Origin of the sequence: Bacillus sp. KICET-3 (assembly GCF_033261025.1) — a bacterium.
Lineage (GTDB): Bacteria > Bacillota > Bacilli > Bacillales > Bacillaceae > Bacillus > Bacillus sonorensis.
In genome coordinates this window covers 3,697,493-3,717,688 of record NZ_CP137345.1, presented here as the reverse complement: position 1 = coordinate 3,717,688, position 20,196 = coordinate 3,697,493, and the positions used below count along the sequence as shown (strand labels likewise).

General features: G+C 48.0%; 22 protein-coding genes and 2 pseudogenes. 18 read left to right on the top strand and 6 right to left on the bottom strand.

Annotated features, from left to right (window positions below; translation table 11 throughout):
- Positions 1-33: 33 nt before the first annotated feature.
- The gene (locus R5H20_RS19075) at positions 34-1,635 is read right to left on the bottom strand and encodes a PucR family transcriptional regulator (RefSeq protein WP_006638970.1); all 1,602 of its coding nucleotides are present in this window, start codon (positions 1,633-1,635) and stop codon (positions 34-36) included.
- Between the two features lie 189 nt (positions 1,636-1,824).
- Between R5H20_RS19075 and allC the strand changes: the two genes are divergently transcribed.
- From allC to R5H20_RS19060, 3 genes and pseudogenes are all read left to right on the top strand, one after another.
- Positions 1,825-3,075 (top strand): allantoate deiminase, encoded by a 1,251-nt coding sequence (gene allC, locus R5H20_RS19070; RefSeq protein ID WP_029418496.1) that lies wholly within the window; start codon positions 1,825-1,827, stop codon positions 3,073-3,075.
- A 14-nt stretch (positions 3,076-3,089) separates the two neighbouring features.
- Complete coding sequence (locus R5H20_RS19065) at positions 3,090-4,343, top strand: pyridoxal-phosphate-dependent aminotransferase family protein (protein WP_006638968.1); 1,254 nt, start codon at positions 3,090-3,092, stop codon at positions 4,341-4,343.
- Positions 4,340-5,006: pseudogene (locus R5H20_RS19060) on the top strand (amidohydrolase family protein); the annotation flags it as partial. The gene R5H20_RS19065 and the pseudogene R5H20_RS19060, both read left to right, overlap by 4 nt.
- Here the strand turns inward: R5H20_RS19060 and R5H20_RS19055 are convergent.
- A pseudogene (locus R5H20_RS19055) lies at positions 5,007-5,243 on the bottom strand (amidohydrolase family protein); the annotation flags it as partial.
- Between R5H20_RS19055 and R5H20_RS19050 the strand changes: the two are divergent.
- On the top strand, positions 5,182-5,409 hold the full coding sequence (locus tag R5H20_RS19050) for a hypothetical protein (RefSeq protein WP_006638964.1): 228 nt from the start codon (positions 5,182-5,184) through the stop codon (positions 5,407-5,409). The pseudogene R5H20_RS19055 and the gene R5H20_RS19050 overlap by 62 nt on opposite strands.
- Before the next feature lie 23 nt (positions 5,410-5,432).
- Here R5H20_RS19050 and R5H20_RS19045 read toward each other — a convergent pair whose 3' ends face one another.
- The gene (locus R5H20_RS19045; RefSeq protein ID WP_029418498.1) at positions 5,433-6,020 is read right to left on the bottom strand and encodes a TetR/AcrR family transcriptional regulator; all 588 of its coding nucleotides are present in this window, start codon (positions 6,018-6,020) and stop codon (positions 5,433-5,435) included.
- A 91-nt stretch (positions 6,021-6,111) separates the two neighbouring features.
- Here R5H20_RS19045 and R5H20_RS19040 point away from each other — a divergent pair, with 91 nt between their 5' ends.
- The 8 genes from R5H20_RS19040 (at position 6,112) to R5H20_RS19005 (ending at position 12,891) form a co-directional block, all read left to right on the top strand.
- Entirely contained in the window at positions 6,112-6,645 is a 534-nt protein-coding gene (locus R5H20_RS19040) for a hypothetical protein (protein ID WP_006638963.1), read from the top strand.
- A 132-nt stretch (positions 6,646-6,777) separates the two neighbouring features.
- On the top strand, positions 6,778-7,629 hold the full coding sequence (locus R5H20_RS19035) for a DUF72 domain-containing protein (RefSeq protein ID WP_006638962.1): 852 nt from the start codon (positions 6,778-6,780) through the stop codon (positions 7,627-7,629).
- Positions 7,630-7,646: 17 nt separating this feature from the next.
- Positions 7,647-8,465, top strand: coding sequence for a sulfite exporter TauE/SafE family protein (locus tag R5H20_RS19030; protein WP_006638961.1), 819 nt, complete (start codon positions 7,647-7,649; stop codon positions 8,463-8,465).
- A gap of 24 nt (positions 8,466-8,489) precedes the next feature.
- Positions 8,490-9,857 (top strand): bifunctional metallophosphatase/5'-nucleotidase, encoded by a 1,368-nt coding sequence (locus tag R5H20_RS19025; RefSeq protein ID WP_006638960.1) that lies wholly within the window; start codon positions 8,490-8,492, stop codon positions 9,855-9,857.
- Between the two features lie 82 nt (positions 9,858-9,939).
- Positions 9,940-10,245 (top strand): YunC family protein, encoded by a 306-nt coding sequence (locus R5H20_RS19020; RefSeq protein ID WP_006638959.1) that lies wholly within the window; start codon positions 9,940-9,942, stop codon positions 10,243-10,245.
- Between the two features lie 68 nt (positions 10,246-10,313).
- Positions 10,314-11,075 carry a sporulation protein YunB gene (yunB, locus tag R5H20_RS19015; protein ID WP_006638958.1) on the top strand — a complete coding sequence of 254 codons (762 nt, stop codon included), beginning with the start codon at positions 10,314-10,316 and terminating at the stop codon, positions 11,073-11,075.
- 182 nt (positions 11,076-11,257) lie between these two features.
- The gene (locus R5H20_RS19010) at positions 11,258-12,787 is read left to right on the top strand and encodes a sodium-dependent transporter (RefSeq protein WP_006638957.1); all 1,530 of its coding nucleotides are present in this window, start codon (positions 11,258-11,260) and stop codon (positions 12,785-12,787) included.
- A complete protein-coding gene (locus tag R5H20_RS19005; RefSeq protein ID WP_006638956.1) occupies positions 12,784-12,891 on the top strand; it encodes a methionine/alanine import family NSS transporter small subunit in 108 nt (35 codons plus the stop codon). The genes R5H20_RS19010 and R5H20_RS19005 overlap by 4 nt, the downstream gene beginning before the upstream one ends.
- Positions 12,892-12,921: 30 nt before the next feature.
- On the opposite strand, the gene R5H20_RS19000 is transcribed toward R5H20_RS19005, so the two are convergent.
- Positions 12,922-13,902, bottom strand: a complete 981-nt coding sequence (locus R5H20_RS19000) for a M23 family metallopeptidase (protein ID WP_006638955.1) — start codon at positions 13,900-13,902, stop codon at positions 12,922-12,924.
- A gap of 249 nt (positions 13,903-14,151) precedes the next feature.
- Between R5H20_RS19000 and lipA the strand changes: the two genes are divergently transcribed.
- Entirely contained in the window at positions 14,152-15,048 is an 897-nt protein-coding gene (lipA, locus tag R5H20_RS18995) for a lipoyl synthase (RefSeq protein ID WP_006638954.1), read from the top strand.
- Positions 15,049-15,114: 66 nt separating this feature from the next.
- Here lipA and R5H20_RS18990 read toward each other — a convergent pair whose 3' ends face one another.
- Positions 15,115-15,738, bottom strand: a complete 624-nt coding sequence (locus R5H20_RS18990) for a YhcN/YlaJ family sporulation lipoprotein (RefSeq protein WP_006638953.1) — start codon at positions 15,736-15,738, stop codon at positions 15,115-15,117.
- A gap of 103 nt (positions 15,739-15,841) precedes the next feature.
- Between R5H20_RS18990 and R5H20_RS18985 the strand changes: the two genes are divergently transcribed.
- From R5H20_RS18985 to R5H20_RS18975, 3 genes are read left to right on the top strand one after another with little or no spacing between them, the layout of a single operon-like run.
- Positions 15,842-16,117 (top strand): YutD family protein, encoded by a 276-nt coding sequence (locus R5H20_RS18985; protein WP_003184977.1) that lies wholly within the window; start codon positions 15,842-15,844, stop codon positions 16,115-16,117.
- 24 nt (positions 16,118-16,141) lie between these two features.
- Positions 16,142-16,585: a DUF86 domain-containing protein gene (locus tag R5H20_RS18980; RefSeq protein ID WP_006638952.1), complete on the top strand. Its 444-nt coding sequence runs from the start codon at positions 16,142-16,144 to the stop codon at positions 16,583-16,585.
- Positions 16,586-16,600: 15 nt separating this feature from the next.
- The gene (locus tag R5H20_RS18975; RefSeq protein WP_006638951.1) at positions 16,601-17,371 is read left to right on the top strand and encodes a TIGR01457 family HAD-type hydrolase; all 771 of its coding nucleotides are present in this window, start codon (positions 16,601-16,603) and stop codon (positions 17,369-17,371) included.
- Positions 17,372-17,415: 44 nt separating this feature from the next.
- Here the strand turns inward: R5H20_RS18975 and R5H20_RS18970 are convergent, their stop codons facing one another.
- Entirely contained in the window at positions 17,416-17,916 is a 501-nt protein-coding gene (locus R5H20_RS18970) for a phosphatidylglycerophosphatase A family protein (RefSeq protein WP_006638950.1), read from the bottom strand.
- 151 nt (positions 17,917-18,067) lie between these two features.
- On the opposite strand from R5H20_RS18970, the gene yutH reads away from it, so the two are divergent.
- Both yutH and R5H20_RS18960 read left to right on the top strand, forming a co-directional pair.
- Positions 18,068-19,072, top strand: a complete 1,005-nt coding sequence (yutH, locus tag R5H20_RS18965) for a spore coat putative kinase YutH (RefSeq protein WP_006638949.1) — start codon at positions 18,068-18,070, stop codon at positions 19,070-19,072.
- Between the two features lie 97 nt (positions 19,073-19,169).
- On the top strand, positions 19,170-20,132 hold the full coding sequence (locus R5H20_RS18960; RefSeq protein WP_006638948.1) for a 2-hydroxyacid dehydrogenase: 963 nt from the start codon (positions 19,170-19,172) through the stop codon (positions 20,130-20,132).
- The last annotated feature ends 64 nt before the right edge of the window (positions 20,133-20,196 follow it).

The following is a 20,196-nucleotide window of genomic DNA, read 5'->3' as shown; positions in this document are numbered from 1 at the left end:
CATCCCTCTTTATGACCATAAGCGCAAGGCTCCTCACAAACCAAGCAGCATTTGAATTCTGAGAGCCAGCCTTAAGCGCAGCGTTGTATCAGCGTCCTTCAGGCTCTTTCCGAGCATCTCCTCGCATTTTTCAAGTCTGTAGATGACCGTATTCCTGTGCACATACAGGCGTTTGGCTGTCTCGGAAATCTGACAGTGCGTTTCTAAATAGACGGATAATGTATGCAGCAGCACTTGGTCATCACCAGGCAGGTTTGCCAGGTTTTGCAGTGTATAGGCATGAAATTTTTTTAAATCATCGATCGGGATCATCCGCAGGAGCTCTGACACATCTTTCATATGGTACGTCTGAATGAATGCGGTGCTGCCGGAAAGATGGCCGGAGTGCAGAGCATCAACAGCTTCTTTGCAAATATCAGGAGCATCGAACAGCTGGTGGCTGAGATTGCTGATGCCGAAGGAGATCGTTCGTTGAAAATACTCTGCAGCATTTTGCTGAAACCGCCTTAAAAACGCGCAAATGGGAGCATTCATTTCCGCCCAGCTGTCCGTCCCTTCGGCCAGGAGGATGCACATATTTCCTTTGATGAACAAATGCGGAGGAAACGGAAAAGCATCAAGCTCTTCTTCCAAAAACTCGAACACGCTGTCTGAATCAAGCTGGTTTTCCGTGAAGCTGACGCCTTTTTCATTGCGGTCCAATTTGCCGGCGATGCATATATATTTTTGGTTCCACTTAAGCTGAAACTCTTTGGCCCGATTTTTGATTTCTTCAGGCGAAGAAAAAGCGCCGTCCAAAAAATTGCTGAAAAACTCGTTGCGGGCTCTTCTCGCATACTGTTTAAGCGCGTTTTCTTTCATGAGTTCAAAGCCGATCACATTGGCTGCCTGTTCAATTGTTAAAAGCAGGCCTTTGTCAGATGAGGGAATCATCCCGCAAACGACGAGGAACCCGCACTTTTTTTCATGGGTGTAGATCGGGAAAACGGAATAGGTTTTCTGTTTGGAAAGGGTGGAAAAGCATGTGAATGCCGTTTTGCTCCCTCTGTGAAAAACGCCTTCATAAAGCGGCGGTGCTTCTGTTCTATCCGTTCCTGAAGAGAATCTCGGCTTGAGATGCTGATTTAATAGGAGGACAGGGAGATCCAAGATACGAGAGACGTTCTTCAACAGCGACTGTATGCTTTTTCCGCTCATCACATGGTCTGTGAATTGCTTTTGCGCATTGATCGCTTGTTCAAGCTCAGCGGTGCGCTTATCAAGAATATGGCTCAGCGTATGGTTGACGATGTCGCCGAGGCGGATGCCCTCATTTAGTTCGATAATCGGAAAAGACTTCTTGTCGGCATATTCAATCACCTCTTTGGGGATTTCCCGCAAAAACCTTTTCGTTTTGATGCCGAGTCCGGCGCATCCGCGCCTGATCATCTTTTCGATCAATTCTTTTAACAATTGCGGACGGTCTTTGACATGATAGGCGGTCGTGACAAGCAGCTCGCCCGGATGCAGAAAATCCGCGATATCCGGGGCGTCCATCATATTGATATGCTGAATATTGCGAAAGCCCCCCGATTCCCCGGCGGCCAGCCTTGCGCCTTTAAAAACAGGGAGCTGCATGATGTCGAAAACGTTCATCTTTTTCAGGCCTCCTTTTGTTATGTCATCTGACAAGAATGTTTTCGATGTTTTGGTTAAGATGTACAAAAAAACAATGAAATTGTGACGATTATGCCGATGCTTATTTTTTATATTATCAGTAAACTGATATTTATATATAAAGTTGTAAAGAAATATAACAAGAAAATAGAAAGGAAGTTTCTTTACATGACCTTTGACACAAGCATAACCGGCAGCACGGCAAGCGAAATTGAACATTTAATCACCTGGCTCGCTTCATTTGGAGGCAGCGGGGAAGGCGGAGTGACAAGGTTTCTTTATTCAAAGCCATGGCTTGAAGCCCAGCATGCGTTAAAAGAAAAGATGACAGACTGGGGAATGGAGGCGTATTTTGATGACTCCGGGAATCTGTTTGGAAGAATCGCAGGAACGAAGAATATGAGCGGTGCGATATTGACCGGATCTCATATTGATACGGTCACCAACGGCGGGCGGTTTGATGGGGCATACGGGATTCTCGCAAGCCTCATCGCAGTGAAACAGCTTCGCGATGCTTACGGAGCGCCGAAAACGTCAATCGAGGTCGTCTCCATGTGTGAGGAAGAAGGAAGCCGTTTCCCCCTCACATTTTGGGGATCGGGCAATTTGACGGGTCTGTTTGACTGCGGAAAGGCCCCCGCTGTTTATGACCGCGACGGGGTCTCGATCGAAGGGGCGATGAAGCGTTGCGGCTTTGGAAAAGGACGGTATCGGAAGCCTTTCAGACATGATGCCAAATGCTTTATCGAGCTCCACATTGAACAAGGCGGCATCCTCGAAGCGAGCGGGCGGCAGATCGGTATCGTCACCGACATCGTCGGACAAAGGCGCTACACCATCATCCTCAAAGGCGAAAGCAACCATGCCGGAACGACGCCGATGAATATGCGAAAGGATGCGGTCGCGATGATGTCATTATGTATTTCCTGCTTGATGAAAAAAGCAAAAGCCGCAGATCCGTTCCTAACGGCGACTGTCGGACAGCTTGAAGCAAAGCCGAACGTCCCGAATGTCATACCCGGTGAAGCCGTTTTTTCTCTTGATCTTCGCCATCACAATGAAACGGTTTTGGATCAATTCAGCGAGGATCTTTTTGCCGATTTCGCAAAGCTGTCCGAAGAATCGGGCGTTCAGATCAGCGTGCAGCAGACGACGGATGTGAAGCCGGTAAAAATGGATCCGGAATTGACGCGGCTTTCTAAACAGTCGGCAGAGAACATAAATGTTTCCTATCGGGAAATGATCAGCGGTGCGGGGCACGACGCCCAGATCTTTGGGAGGCATTGCCCGACATCGCTTCTGTTCGTTCCAAGCCGGAACGGTGTCAGCCATTCGCCTGAAGAATGGACAAAACCCGAAGATCTCATTTCGGGAATCAAAGTTTTGAGCAATCTGCTATATACACTGGCTTATGAATGAGAGGAGAAAAGACAATGACAATCAGAGAAATCAATATTCCTAAGCGGACGATTATGACGCCGGGGCCTGTAGAGGTCCATCCAAGGGTGCTGAGGGCCCTCTCATATCCTGTGCTTGGACAGTTTGACCCGGCGTTTACGGAAATGATGAACGAGGTCATGGCGATGCTGAGACAGCTCTTTCGGACGAAAAACAATTGGGCTTTCCCTGTTGACGGAACGTCGAGAGCGGGGCTGGAAGCCGTCCTTGCAAGCATCATCAGACCGGGCGACAAAGTGCTCGTTCCGATATTCGGAAGGTTCGGCTATCTGCTTGCAGAAATATGCGAGCGGTACCGTGCCGATGTTTATACAATGGAATGTCCGTGGGGAGAAGTTTTTGCTCCTGAAGACGTCATCAGGGAAATCAAACGGGTCGCACCGGAGATTGTTGCGATTGTCCATGGGGAGACATCGACCGGATGCATGCAGCCATTGGAAGAAATCGGCCGTGCCTGCCGCGAGCTCGACGTGCTGTGTGTTGTCGATGCGGTCGCGACGATCGGCGGCACTGATGTGAACACGGACGAATGGTGTCTTGATGCGGTCATCGGCGGTACGCAAAAGTGTTTATCCGTTCCGTCGGGCATGGCGCCGATCACGTTTAACAGCCGGATTGAAAAGCGGATCAACGAAAGGAAAAAAGTCGAGCGCGGTATTGCGACAGAAGAAGACCTGAAGCGGGAAAGGGAGCGGGCGCCGATATTCAGCAATTATTTTGACATCAGCCAGCTGATGGATTATTGGAGTCCGCGGCGGCTGAACCATCATACAGAAGCAACCTCCATGCTGTATGCCCTTCGCGAGGGCGTGCGCGTCGTTCTTGAAGAAGGGCTTGGCGAACGCTTTGAGAGGCATCGGCTGCATGAAGCGGCATTGGTGGAAGGAATCAGGGCGATGGGGCTGGAATTGTTTGCGGAAGGCAGGAGAAAATTGCCGACTGTCACCTGTGTGAAGGTGCCTGAGCAGATTGATGCTGATCTTGTCCGCAACATGATGCTCGACGAATTCGGCGTCGAAATTGCCAGCTCTTTCGGTCCCCTTCACGGGAAGATTTGGAGGATCGGGACGATGGGATACAGCTGCCGCAAGGAAAATGTCCTATTTACGCTGGCGGCGCTTGAAGCGGTTCTCATTCATGTCGGAGCGCCGGTGCAGCCGGGCCGTGCCCTGCAGGCAGTGCTTTCTTTTTATCATGAAAAAACGGCTGTAAAAGGGGGAGTGTCATGACGAAGTACGATTTGCTGCTGAAAGATGCACACGCCGTAATGCCGGATGGGGTGGAAACAACCGATATTGGCGTTAAAGACGGCATCATTGCCGCAATCGGCGAGCTGAACGAAAAAGCTGCCGAAAAGGTATGGCATCCCAACAGGACAGTACGTGTTTCCGGGCGCCGTCGACTGCCATGTTCATTTCAGTGAACCGGGCCGGGCGGACTGGGAGGGCATTTCACACGGCTCGCAAATGATGGCTGCCGCCGGATGCACCGCCTATTTTGACATGCCTTTAAACGGCATTCCGTCAACCGTCACCGTTGAGGCGCTCAAGGAAAAGGCGCGGATTGCAAAAGAAAAATCGCTCGTCGATTTTGCGCTTTGGGGCGGTCTTGTCCACGGAAACCGCCGGCACATTAAGAAAATGACAGATGCAGGGGCTATCGGTTTTAAGGCGTTCCTTTCTCAAACAGGCACCGCAGAATTTCAAGCCGCAGATGATATGAGCCTTTTAGAGGGCATGAGGGAAATTGCCGCCTGCAAGAAAATACTGGCGCTTCATGCTGAAAGCGATGCAATGATTCAGTTTCTGCAAAAGGAAGCGGAGCAATCGGGGCGGACAGACGGTAATGCCTATGCGGCATCAAGACCGCCTGAGGCGGAAGCCGAAGCCGTTATGTCTGGCAAACATGGTGTCCTTTGTCACAGTATAGGAGTCATTCAAATTGACGATGGCAAAATCGGCATCAAAACCGACTTTGATCCGGCCTTTTTTCTCCCCAAGGCCGAATCGTCGTGCGGGCGTCCGCGCCGTCCAGTCCGCCACCTTGTATGTTAAAGCGGTTTCGATCATGGCCAAAAGCGTAAACTGGCCGCCGCTGATTCCGCCCCAAGCGCGAAACATATTCTCATCGTCGCACAGCCTTTACGAAGGGCGCGTTTTTCCCTGCCGCATAACGGCGACGTTCAACAGGGGAAGGCTTGTCTATGACGGCAGCGGGCCGCTACGCCAGAACGGCGGCAAATGGCTGAAAACGGTAGAATATGCAAAGGCCCGGAGAACGCAAGAACCAGCCTGATCCGCCATCAGACTGGTTCTGGTTCATCCGCCCAAAGATTTTAAATGGCTGGTCAGCACGGAATCGATCACTTCAAGAGAAATTTGTTCAGGCTCTATCAGGGAGTGGAGCGCAAGCCCGTCAATCAGGGCGTAAAGCCGCTCCGTTTCCAGCCGTACATCGATATCCGGCTTCTCCGCGGTTTGGGCCAGTGTGTCAACGGCCTTTTTGCAGGCCGAATAGATTCCTTCATTCATCTCCTTTCGTAACGGCCTAAGCTCCGGATCACTGAGCGATTTAGCCGTAAATGCCAGCCATGCCTCCATTTCCAGTTTTCTTTCCTCATCGACGGGCAAAAACTGAAGAAGAAGCTGTTTGACAGCTTCAAACGGCGTCCCCGGCCATTCCATATGTTCGATCCGCGTTTTGACCCGATTGGTAACCAGCTGCATCGAATAAATCAAAAGCTGTGACTGATTCGGGAAGTAGTGGCGCATGGAACCTGGGGAAAGTCCTGCCTCCTTCGCTATTTTCCTGACTGTGCAATGGTCGAGGCCTTCATGATGAATCACCTTCCAGACGGCCTCGGCAATTTTTTCTTTTTGTTTTTCATGGTCAACGATTTTAGGCATACATTTATTATAACACAGTTGTGTTTTTTAATACATTTGTGCTATTATTTTTTTGACACAAATGTATTAAAAAAGGAGAGTAGAAACATAGATGATCGGATTGTTGATTATTGCATGTGAAATCGGATTTTGGGCATTTATTTTGTTAGGGTTGTTTTTTCGCTATATCGCTAATAAGAAAAAAATCAGTTTGTTTTTTCTTGCCGCAACGCCTGTTCTTGACTTGGTGCTGTTGATTGCGACAGCCATAGATCTGCACAATGGTGCGACAGCGGACACTTTCCACGGATTGGCCGCCATCTATATCGGCGTCAGCATCGCGTTTGGCAGCCGGATGATCAAATGGGCGGATGTCCGCTTCGCTCATCGGTTTGCGGGGGGACCGAAGCCTGATAAGGGCCCGCGGTACGGAAAAGAACACGCCAAAAAAGAGCGTGAAGGCTGGATCCGCCATTTTGCCGCCTGGGTGATCGGGGCGGGGCTGTTGGCCGGATTGCACCTGTTCATCGGAGACTTCGAAAGAACACAATCTTTGTTGCGCATCGCATCCGCATGGTCGATCATACTTGCCATCGATTTTATCTATAGTTTCAGCTTCACCATTTTTCCAAAGAAAACGCCTTAAGTGGCCGGTTGATCCGGCTTCTTTTTTTTACGCGGAGTATTCGGGATTCCAAAAAGGAAAAGCTAACAAGCAGGCCGAAATAAAGGATTCTGAAAAAAACCTGTGATAAACTAAAAAGAGAGGTGAACGAGATTGATTTATATCGGATTGACAGGTTGGGGGGACCACGACAGCCTATATCCGCCCAAAACGAGCAGCCAAAAAAAGCTGATCCACTATTCGTCCCATTTTCCGATCGTCGAGCTTGATGCAAGCTTTTATGCGATCCAGCCGGAAAAAAACAATGAGAAATGGGTAAAAGAAACACCGGAATCCTTTCAATTTATCATAAAAGCTTATCAGGGGATGACCGGACATCAGCGCGGCGACATTCCTTTTGAATCAAAGGATGAGATGTTTGACGCTTTTAAGCTGTCCCTTACGCCTTATATAAAAGCTCGAAAGCTGGCGATGGTTCTGTTCCAGTTTCCGCCATGGTTTGACTGCAAAAAAGAAAACGTCAATTACTTAAGATGGTGCAGGGAAAAAATGCAAGGGATTCCTTGCGCCCTTGAATTCAGGCACCGGTCATGGTTCATGCCGCAATTTTACGATAAGACGCTTGCTTTTATGGAAGAGCAAGGCTGGATACATAGTGTGTGCGATGAACCGCAAATCGGAGAAGGGAGCATTCCGACCGTTCTTCATGCGACAGACAGCGAAAAAACGCTGGTCCGCTTCCACGGCCGCAATAAAGAAGGATGGGTCCGTCCGTCTTCAGGACAAAACTGGCGGGAAGTCAGATATTTGTATTTATATAATGAGCAGGAATTAAAAGACTGGACAAAACATCTGGAGCGTTTACAGCAGCAGTCCAAGCAGCTGTATGTGCTGTTCAACAACAATTCGGGCGGGGACGCAGCCGCGAACGGAAAACAAATGATGGAACTGCTCGGCCTTGATTATAAAGGGCTTGCGCCGAGGCAGCTCGATTTATTCAACTGAGAAAAGAGGACTTATTGATGGAATATTTTATACTGATCATACTCGGCTTGATCGCGGGAACCATCGGCAGTCTCGTCGGCCTTGGAGGCGGGATCGTCATCGTTCCTTCTTTGCTTTTTTTATCAGGCATCCCCGGGGTGTTTGACCATGTGACACCGCAGATGGCGGTGGGGACTTCGCTCCTTGTCATCATTTTTACGGGCTTGTCTTCAACAATCGCCTATATGAAATATAAAACCGTTGATTACAAGAGCGGGCTTATTTTTTTTATCGGATCTGGTCCGGGAAGCATCATCGGCGCCCATGTATCAAAATACTTCAGCGCTGATTCGTTTTCCCTGTGGTTTGGCATTTTTATGATTTTGATTTCCCTTTCATTAATGATCAAGAAAAAAGCGAAACCGCTCGATAAAATACACACAGGCGTCATCAGAACGTTTAAAGACGACGAGGGAAATGATTATACGTATTCCTACCAGGCGTGGGCCGGAATCGCAATCGCGTTTTTCGTCGGCTTCCTCGGCGGATTGTTCGGAATCGGCGGAGGTTCTTTAATGGTGCCGGCGATGATGCTTTTGTTTTTATTTCCCACACGGGTCGCCGTCGCCACATCGATGTTCATCATTTTTCTTTCATCTGTGGCAGGCTCTGCAGGCCACGTCGTTTCCGGCCATGTCAACTGGCTTTATGCTGTGGCGCTTATCCCCGGCGCCTGGTTCGGCGGGCAGCTCGGCGCTTTTATCAATAAAAAAATGCAGACGAAAACGATCGTTTTCGTCATGAGGCTTGTGTTGATTCTGATCGGACTCAGACTCATCTATCAAGGCGCATTTTAGTTTACACGTTAGGGAGAGATTTGCATGCGGGAAAAGCTCCATATCTATCACACAAACGATTTGCACAGCCATTTTGAAAACTGGCCGGCCATCGTTGATTACATCCAAACCCAAAGACAAAAACACGCGGCTGAGCATGAGGAAGTGCTGCTATTCGATATCGGCGACCATGTGGACAGATTTCACCCGGTATCAGAGGCATCCTTCGGAAAAGCGAATGTGGAGCTCTTGAACCGCCTTCACTATGATGCGGTGACGATCGGGAACAACGAAGGAATCACGCTTCCGCATCAAGAGCTGGACACGCTCTATGATCATGCGGAATTTCCGGTCATCGTTTCCAACTTGTATGACATGGACGGAAACAGACCGCCATGGGCGCAGCCGTATTGGATCAAAACGCTGAAAAGCGGCATCGCCATCGCCGTTCTTGGCGTGACGGTGCCGTATTATCCGATTTATGCGCAGCTTGATTGGAAGGTAACCGACGCCTTTGAAAGCATTGCCGCGGTATTGAAAGAGGTAAAAGGGAAAGCAGACATCACGATTCTTCTCTCTCACTTGGGCATCTTGGATGATCAGCAGGCGGCTGAGGCGTTTCCGGAAATCGACCTGATCCTTGGCTCCCACACCCATCATCTGCTTGAGGATGGCATGATGAAAGACGGCGTACTGCTCGCCTGCGCTGAAAAGTATGGAAACTATGCCGGCCATGTGGAAATAACGGTTAACCTCTCCGAGAGGACCGTTGAAGCGAAAAAGGCAACTGTTTTGAAGACGGCCGACTGGAGGGAAGAATCGGAAGAAACCGCCGCTTTTCTGAGAGAAAAAGAGGCGGAAGCCCGGACCGTGCTTCGGGAGGAAGTGACCGTATTGGATCATCCGCTCAAAACAGAATGGTTTGAGCCGTCCGCTCTGCCCCACATGCTGGCCGAAGCGCTAAAAGAATGGTGCGGCGCCGAGATTGGCATGGTGAATGCAGGGATTTTGCTCGACTCCCTTCCGGAGGGACCGGTGACGAAAGGTGATGTCCACCGCATTTGTCCGCATCCGATTAACCCGGTCAATGTGAAACTGACCGGCGAGGAATTAAAGGAGGTCATTCTCACCGCTTCATCGGCTGATATCGAACAGCTTCGGATCAAAGGCCTCGGCTTTCGCGGAAAGGTCATGGGAAAAATGATGTATGCAGGCCTTGATGCGGAAAAGCTGACAGTAAACGGGGCGGAAATTGAATCCGGCCGCACGTATTCGCTGGCAACCATCGATATGTATACGCTAGGCACCCTTTTCCCGGCCATTCGCGATGCCGGAGAGATCGAGTATTTCATGCCCGAATTTTTGCGTGACCTATTGGCGTGGAAGCTCAAAAAGCAAAGACCCGCAAGATAGAGGCCTGGGAAGAAAGCTTTTCCGGGCAAACGGGAACAAGTCCCCCGCTTTTACATACATTAATGGTAAAGGGGGGATAGCCATGGTGAATGTAACTCCGATTATGATTGAAGGTCAGCCATTCACTGCTGTAACGGTCAAACTGCCAAAAACGAATTTTATGGCGGTTACAAATGACCATGGATATATTATGTGCGGAGCGCTTGATGTTGCCCTGCTGAATGATAAATTAAAGGAACGAAGAATCATCGCCGCAAGAGCGGTCGGCGTCCGGACGATCGAACAGCTTCTTGAAGCCCCGCTGGAATCTGTTACAGACGCGGCCGGAGAGCTCGGCATCCACACCGGCATGAGCGGAAAAGAAGCTCTTTTAAAAATGGTGAAATAAAGTTGTCTGTTTGAATCGTATATCCCCTCTTACAAGCATACACATTGTTATGTAAGGGGGGATTTTGCTTGCGGAGATTTCGCAGGCCTCTTTCTAAAAGAGGGCCTTTGCCTTTTCGATATGTCATGCTCCTTTCCTTTGTGCTATTTATATTTTCGACAACGATCAGCTTATTGATGATCAACTCATCAATCAAGCCGACCCTTTTAAACATCGCCGAAATGGAAACGAACAGGATTGCAACACACGTCATTCAGGAAGCCGTTGATAATTATATGAGCGAAGATGAAAACGTGCAGAACATGATCGAGATGAAAACAAACGAAAACGGAAAAGTGACAACGATTGATTTTAACTCCCACGTCGTCCGTGATATGAAAAACAAAATTACAAAACAGCTTCATGATAATTTGAAAGAAACCGAAACAGAAGAATTTAATTCTTCTGCAAAAACGCCCGAAGGCCGGCATGACGGCGTCATTTATAATATTCCCCTCGGACAGACCACCGGCAATTCACTGCTCGGAAACCTGGGACCTAAGATACCCGTGCGCCTTAATATCGTCGGCGACGTTTTCACAGATGTGAAAGAAAGCGTCAAGCCCTATGGGATCAATAACGCATTAATCAACATCGGCGTGCTTGTCGAAGTAAAGGTGCGGGTCGTCATTCCGTTTGCGACCAAGACGGCGGTTGTAAAAAATACGATTCCCGCGACGATTCAGGCGGTACACGGAGATGTGCCCGATTTCTACAGCGGCAGCGGAAGTCAGACATCACCTTCGATCCAAATTCCGTCCAAAGAGGAGAAATCCGATAAAAAAGAGTAATCATTGTAAGCATTCTGCTGAACGAAACAGGCAGAATGCTTTTTTTGCCTGTGAAAAGGACATGCGTCTTTTTTCTCAAAAAAATACTTTGACTTAGGAATAAAGACTGTATATACTCTTCAATAATAATTATTTGAAAATTCATTTTTTTCAGATCTATAAAAAAGTAAAGGAGGAAGCAGATGGATAATCGTCCGCAATGGGGGACAAGAGCGGGTTTTATTATGGCGGCTGTCGGTTCTGCAATCGGCTTGGGCAATATTTGGAGATTCCCGGCTGTAGCTTATGAAAACGGAGGCGGCGCATTCTTTCTGCCATATTTATTTGCACTTTTAACCGCAGGAATTCCCCTACTCATTATGGAATTTACAATTGGTCATAAGTACAGAGGATCAGCCCCGCTTTCCTATGCAAGAATGGGCAAAGGAAAGGAATGGCTTGGATGGTGGCAGGTCGCGATATCATTTGTGATCTCGACATACTACGCTGTCATTGTTGCTTGGGCGATATCATATGCCGTCTTTTCGTTAAATTTAGGCTGGGGTAAAAATACAGAAAATTTCCTGATGAAAGAATATTTAGACAGAATTGACATGAGCGGGGGAGCCATCGGTCAATTCGGGGGTTTTGTTCCGAGCGTGCTGATTCCTCTCGCGATTGTGTGGATTGTGTCATTAGGGATATTATTTGCCGGCGTCAAAAAAGGAATTGAAGTAGCAAACAAAATTTTCATTCCGTTATTAGGCATCTTATTTCTTATTATCGTGATCTATTCGATTACGCTTGACGGAGCTGCACAAGGGCTGAATAAGTTTTTTAGGCCTGACTGGAGCCAGATTACAAACGGGCAAGTATGGGTTGCGGCCTATGGACAGATTTTCTTCAGTCTGTCGATTGCGTTTGCGATCATGATCACATATTCCAGCTATTTGCCGAAGAAATCAGATATCACGAACAATGCGTTTATCACCGGATTCGGGAACTCATCATTTGAGCTTTTGGCCGGGATCGGCGTTTTCAGCGCCTTGGGCTTTATGGCGGCGCAGCAGGGCGTTCCCGTGAAAGAGGTCGTTTCTTCCGGAGTAGGTCTGGCGTTTGTCGTATTTCCGCAAATCATTAATGAGTTCCCGGCATTTAATGCGTTCTTCGGCTTTTTATTCTTTGGTTCGCTCGTACTGGCCGGGTTGACATCGCTCATTTCGATTTCTGAAACATATGTGGCCGCGCTGCAGGATAAGTTTAATGTGCCCCGGCGGAAGGCCGTCCTTTTCGGCGGCGGAGTAGCTGCTCTATGTTCACTCGTTTTTGCAACAAAAGGCGGACTGTTCTTCCTCGATGCGGCCGATTACTTTATTAACAATTTCGGCGTTGCACTGGCCGGTCTGATTGAAGTCATCGTCATCGCCTGGTTTTCGAGGGAGCTGAAAGCTCTGCAGCAGCACGCGAATTCTGTTTCTGACATTCAGCTCGGCGCATGGTGGAGAATCTGCCTCAGTGTCGTGACACCAGCTGTATTAGGCTATATGATGTTTGACAATATCAAAACCAATGTGACGTCGGCCTATGGCGGACTGCCAGTGGAATTCCTGCTGAAGTGGGGATGGTGTGTGGCCTTCGGCGCTATTGCAGCAGGCTTCGTGCTTTCGCTCTCAAAATGGAAAAACGGGCTTGCCTATTCTTCGCTTCATCAAGATAAGGAGGTTTCTTCATGAGCGGCGCATCTATTGCCATGATGGCGATTGGAATCATCATCATTTGGGGAGGATTGGCCGCAAGCATCGCAAATGCGGTCATCAAAAGCAAAAAAAGCAGCTGAAAAAACATCCCGAGAGAATCGGGATGTTTTTTATTTTTTCTTTCTCAGCTCTTTTCGTTCCCATGCTTTCAGATGAGGATACGGATCGAACGACCACTCGGTTCTTCCGTTGTCCTTGTACATCCCGTAGTGGAGATGGGGAGGGAATTTTCCGGATGTGCCCGGGGGCCCGTAGCCGGTGTTTCCGACAGAGCCGATCACCTGTCCGGGCTCGACGATCTGGCCGACCTTTAATCCCTTGCTGAACCCGTTCAGATGGGCGAAATAGTGATACGTATTATGGATATCCCTGATGCCGATTCTCCATCCGCCAAAGCGGTTCCAGCCTTTCATTTCAATGATTCCGTAGCATGTCGAACGAACCGGAAGGCCGTGGTGGGCGAACAGGTCGGTTCCTTCATGGATGCGCCTTCCCCCGAATCCGCGTGCATCTCCCCATGTGCTTCTATAGCTGTAATCCGATCTGACAGGGAGGGGAAAAGCGTGCTGGCCTAAATCGATGTGTCCGTATTTTTGAAAAAGCTTGATAAATCCTGAAATAATGCCGACTGACTGATCCCTTTCATAAAATTCCCACAGGCCGATGCGGATGTTGGCAAGATCTTTTCCATATGTCATCAAATATTGGCCGAACGTATACAGGACATCTTCATCATTATCGGATTCCGCCCGTCCGTCTCCGTTGCCATCCATTCCAATCCCGTCAAATACCTTGATGCTGAGAGGGGATGTATCATTCGGGTTTGGGTTCTCAGGCCCGCTCCATATGTCTTGGGGAATAAAGATCCCTGTATACCCCTTTTTTTTCGGCAGATCTTTGCGGTTTTTACGGATATTGATTTCATATTGGTCAACAGCCGCGAAAACGTACCACGGAATTTGGGTGGCAGCTTCCGTCTTATGATAAAGCGCCATTCTTTCTTTAAGTTCTGATGCTTTCTTTTCCTTCCCGAAGGCGCACGGCTGAAACATGGCTAAAAGGAGGATGAGAACGGATAATACAACCTTCACAGTGTCCTAGGCTCCTTTCCATTTGAATACGTATAGTGTGTGACAAACGGAAGAAACGATAATTAGAAAATGTTGTTAATTCGAGCTTGGTAAATCAATCTCTTGTTCACAAATCTGTACTATGTTAAAGTGACTAAAGACAAGTATTTAAGTTTTTTAAGCGGTTCCAGAAGGCAGGGACGCATCCATCGTTATGTCAGAATTTTCGTAGCAAAACTTGATTACTATCCACGAGTGGAGTTGATGGAATTGGCAAAGAAAGACGAGCACCTTAGAAAGCCCGAATGGCTGAAAATAAAGCTGAATACGAATGAAAACTATACGGGCCTGAAAAAACTCATGAGAGAGAATAACCTGCATACGGTTTGTGAAGAGGCAAAATGCCCGAACATTCACGAGTGCTGGGCCGTCAGACGGACTGCAACTTTTATGATTCTCGGATCTGTCTGCACGAGAGCCTGCCGCTTTTGTGCGGTCAAAACCGGACTGCCGACCGAGCTTGATTTAAACGAACCGGAACGCGTGGCGGATTCCGTCAGCATCATGAATTTGAAGCATGCGGTCATCACAGCCGTCGCCAGGGATGATTTGAAAGACGGAGGAGCCGGCGTTTTCGCCGAAACTGTGCGTGCCGTCAGAAGAAAGAGCCCGTTTACGACCATTGAAGTGCTTCCTTCCGATATGGGCGGGGACTACGACAATTTAAAAACGCTGATGGATACACGGCCGGACATTTTGAACCACAACATTGAGACGGTCCGGAGGCTGACGCCGAGAGTCCGTGCAAGAGCTACATATGACCGTTCTTTAGAATTTTTGCGCCGCGCCAAAGAAATGCAGCCTGATATTCCGACGAAATCGAGCATCATGGTCGGCCTTGGCGAAACAAAAGAAGAAATCATTGAAACAATGGATGACCTTCTGGCCAACAACGTCGACATTATGGCCATCGGCCAATACCTGCAGCCGTCTAAAAAGCATCTGAAAGTACAGAAGTACTACCATCCTGATGAGTTTGCCGAGCTGAAACAAATCGCTATGGAAAAAGGCTTCAGCCACTGTGAAGCAGGACCTCTCGTCCGGTCTTCATACCATGCCGATGAACAGGTGAACGAAGCATCCAAAAAGCGGCAGGCCCAAGCATAAGCGGGTCTCTGTGCCTTCTATCCGCGGGCAAAATGAAAACGCCAGACATTCTGGCGTTTTTTTATTTTAGGATTCGGTGGTTTTACCTTTTCCATCAAGATCCCCGCGCTCATCTTTATCCTTAGTAGCGCTCCCCTGCGGCGATTTTTTCATTTCCTCAATCGTATCTGCCATCAGCTGATCGATGTTTCTTGAATTTGAGCCGAGCGAGCTGAAGTTTGCGACAGACTGCATCAAATTCGGATTATCCGAGACATAGATGTGATAGTATCTCGGAACGACGGAGGCGGCCGTTTTTTTCACCTGATCAGCGGTTTCCTCCCGCTGTTTGGAACCGGTTCTATACACGACCAGCGCTTCTTCGTCTGTCACCAGCGCCGAGGCATCTTGAATATTGGGAAGCTGAACCGTTAAACTAGATATAATATGGGCCATTTCTTCCCGATTGATTTTTGGGGCTTGCATTTGATCTTTGTTTTTTACAGGGGTTGCCTGATGGCGCGCATATCCGAATCTGCCTTTTCGATCATCGTTTCTGAAGTTTTGGTTGTATTGGCGGTTCCGGTCCGCGATGTGAACGGTATTTCCGTCTTCATCATAAATGTCGTTTTTTTCAGTATCGTTTAGAGCCGTCTGGCATCCGGCAAGCGGAACCAGCAGCAAACCGGTTAAAAGTAATTTTTTATTCATCCTGCATTTCCTCCTTATCTATAGCTTTTCCAAAGACGGAGATTTATTCTTAGCAATTGATGGCGGCTGGTGTTTGAATTATCATATAAAAGAGGTGAAAAGTATGATTGTCGTTCAGAACGCTGCATTTGAAGTCGTCAAAGATGTGAAAAACGGTTTTAATGAAGAAGCGTTTAAAGCAAGATACTCCGATATTTTAAATAAATATGACTATATTGTCGGGGACTGGGGGTACAGCCAGCTGAGACTGAAAGGTTTTTTTGATGATCAAAATCAAAAGGCGACCTTTGATACAAAAATCAGCACCCTTGATGAATATATCTACGAATACTGCAATTTCGGCTGTGCGTATTTTGTGTTAAAACGTTTGCGAAAATAATCGATCATAAAAGGGGATGCCGCTATGTATTTTGTCGATCGAAACAAAATTGAACACACGCTGGACTTTCTTGAAGAAGCGTTCCGGCTGTTTCAAACGCAGTCTGAGTGGACGTCTGACATCGAAAAAAAAGCGCTTGAACGAATCGGCCATACGCTGATCGAATGTGTATTGGATATAGGGAACGATATGATTGACGGCTTCATAATGAGAGATCCGGGAAGCTATGACGACATCATGGATATACTGACTGATGAGAAAGTCGTCAGCCAAACAGAAGGGGAAAATCTGAAACAGCTGATCGCCTACCGGAAGCCGCTGGTTCAGGACTACCTGAATATCAGCCATGAAGAATTGGAACATTTGCTGAATACCCATGCGGAAACGATAGAAGCATTTCCAGCCCGTATCCGCGATTATTTAAACCATGAGCTTGGTCCCGTATCTGCTTTTAAACCGCAACAATAAACTGGAGTGTAAAACATGAAAACATACAAAGGATATTTAATCGACTTAGACGGAACAATGTACAAAGGAACGGAAAAAATCGAAGAAGCCTGTGAATTCGTAAGAAAACTGAAAGACCGGGGGATTCCATATTTATTTGTGACGAACAACTCTTCGCGTACTCCGAAACAAGTGGCTGACAAGCTTGTATCTTTTGACATCCCGGCAACGGAAGAGCAAGTATTTACAACAAGCATGGCGACGGCGAACTTCATCGCCGAGAAAAAACCGGACGCTTCCGTGTACGTGATCGGAGAAGAAGGAATCCGCCAGGCCATTGAAGAAAAAGGCTTAACATTCGGCGGTGAAAACGCCGATTTTGTCGTCGTCGGCATCGACCGCGGCATTACATATGAAAAGCTTGCCGTCGGCTGCCTTGCGATTCGGAATGGAGCGACATTTATTTCTACAAACGGCGATATTGCGATTCCTACTGAAAGAGGGCTTTTGCCGGGGAACGGTTCATTGACTTCGGTATTAACCGTGTCCACAAAAACAGAGCCGATTTTTATCGGAAAGCCCGAACCGATTATTATGGAGCAGGCGATGAAGGTAATCGGAACCGATATCAGCGAGACGCTGATGGTGGGAGACAACTATGACACCGATATTATGGCCGGCATGAATGCCGGAATGGATACGCTCCTTGTCCACACTGGAGTAACCAAAAAAGAACACCTTGAGGCTTATGCGGAAAAGCCGACACATGTGATTGATTCACTGACGGAATGGATGGACCGCATATAAACAAAAAAACACTTGCCTTTGAAACGGCAAGTGTTTTTTCGGCTTTATTCGGCATCTCTTGCCCGGTGCGCCAGCCTGCTTGAAGCGGCTGCCGCGATGGCGCCGACGATATCATCCAAAAACGTGTGGCATTCACCGGTTGATTTATCGTTTAAACGGCCAAGCACACCGGGCTTGATTTTATCAATATATCCATAATTAGTATAACCGATCGACCCATAAAGGTTGATGATCGAAAAAGATAAAATCTCATCTACGCCATAAAGGCTTTCATCTGTCTCAATTAAGGACTGCAGAGGCTGCAACAGCTTTTTCTGCTCTCCTAGCATATCCAATTGGATGCCTGTCAGCACGGCATTTTGGACTTCGCGTTTTTTCAAGACGCGGTTGACGTTTTCTTCACATTCTTCTTTTGTAATGTTTGGATGATAGTTCTTCTGCAGAAGGTAGACAAGGTCCGCAATTTCAGAAATTTTGACCCCGCGTTTTTCCAGCCACTCTTTTGCTGCTGTTTCAATTTGATGCATGCTGTTGTTTTCCGGCATTTTTTCACCCAATCTTTTTTTACTTAGTGTATACAAACGCCCCTAAAAACGTAACATTTTGAGGGCGCTTTTTCTCTGCTCCATTCATAAATGGATTCCTGCTCGACTACGATGTGTAGAAGGCCATTTTCAGAAATGAAGGTGATGTACGGTGAAGGATTTGATAAAAGAAAAATTCGGGATCCATATTCGCGAGCTATCGCCATATCTCTCATACCAAACCTTTCAAACCCCAAACTCCATGTTTTTAATCATTCCGGTTTCCCATTTCAGCGAATCTGAACTGGAGGAGCTTTATTACATGAGTCAGTATTTGCAAGAACAGCGCGACCCATACGTTCCCGCCTTTTTATTCACCAAGGACGGGGACTTGACCTTTGAAGAAAACGGCGCCGCCTATGTGCTGCTTCAGGCGGCGCCCCGCTTTACAAACAGGTCTGTTCCCTTCGGCGCGGAGCTTGCGGAATTTCATCAAAAAGGGAGGGGGTACCCGTATGAAGTAAAAGAAACGACAAGAATCGGCCAATGGAAAGAACTATGGGGAAAACGTCTTGATCAGCTGGAGCAGTTTTGGATTCAAAAATCCCAGTCCCCGCAATTGCAGCCTTTTGAAAAACGGTTTATCGAATCGTTTCCTTATTATCTCGGATTAACGGAAAACGCCATTCAGTATCTGGCTGATACGGAATTGGATGACCAGCCGCAATCGGTGGATTCCGGAACGATATGCCAGCAGCGCCTGACTTGTGAGACATGGAAGCAGGAGCCCCTGATCAAGGTACCAGTCGAATGGGTTTTAGATCATGCGGCGCGCGATCTTGCGGAATACGCCAGAAGCGCGTTTCAGCAAAAACAAGATGTTGATGAGGTTGCGCTATTTCTTCAGCAATATGAACAAGTCAGCCCCCTGTCTTCATTTTCCAAGCGCTTGATGTACAGCAGGCTGCTATTTCCGCTTCACTATTTTGAAACGGTTGAAGGCTACTACATCTCTCCGGAATCAGAGCAGCATGTTTATGAAAACAAGCTTGACCATATCCTTTCCCAGGCTTCGGCGTATGAACGGTTTCTCAGCGGATTTCAGGAGATGGCAGCCATGAGATCCGGAGGAAATGTCAGCATGCCGCCCGTCAATTGGCTGAAAAGGACGCCTTGACGGGCGGGTGTTCTTTTTCATTTCAGTGCGGTCTTAACTTTTGCCGTTTTTTTCGATATGCTTAAGATGAATCAGCCGTGAGAAAGGACGAGGCATCATGGATAAACCGTTTGTGTATGTGACGAGAAGATTACCGGAAGAACAGCTTTCTTCATTAAAAGAACTGGCCGATATTGAGATGTGGGAGAAAGAGGATGAACCATGTCCGCGGGACGTCCTGCTTGAAAAAGCAAAAACAGCTGACGGGCTTTTGACAATGCTGTCAGACCGGATTGATGCCGAGCTTTTGCAAAGAGCGCCGCGTTTACAAGCGGTCGCGAATTTGGCGGTCGGCTTTGACAATATCGATGTGGAGGCCGCAAAAAAACAGGGTGTGATTTGCTGCAATACGCCTGATGTGTTGACGGAATCCACCGCGGATTTAACCTTTGCATTGCTGCTTGCGGCGGCGAGAAGAATCATCGAAGCCAGCGATTGGATTAAGCAAGGGAACTGGACCGGCTGGGGGCCGCTTTTATTGGCGGGAGCAGACGTCCATCATAAAACGATCGGCATCGTCGGGATGGGCAGCATCGGACGAGCCGTGGCCAGGCGGGCAAAAGGGTTCGGCATGAACATTTTGTACCATAACCGGAGCCGAAATCCAGAAGCGGAAATAGAACTTGGAGCTGCTTACACATCGTTTGATGAACTGCTTGGACAAGCTGACTTCGTTGTATGCCTGACACCGCTGACAGAAGAGACCAAGCACCTGTTTAACCGCTCCGCTTTTCAAAAGATGAAGCAGAGTGCGGTTTTCATCAATGTCTCTAGAGGACAGGTTGTTGATGAACAGGATCTCTATCACGCGCTTGTTGAAAACGAAATCGCCGGTGCAGGGCTTGATGTTTTTGCCGAAGAGCCGATTTCAAAGGAGCACCCGCTCGCCAAACTTCCTCAGGTGACGGCGCTTCCTCATATCGGAAGCGCCAGCAGGGAAACGAGAGAAGCGATGATGAGGCTATGCGCAGAAAATATCGCACTCGTCCTCAGCGGCAAACCGGCAAAAACGGAGATTTAACGCTTCGCTTCCGGCTTTTATAAGTCCGGAAGATTTTCTCACAAAAATATTTCTGAATATATAG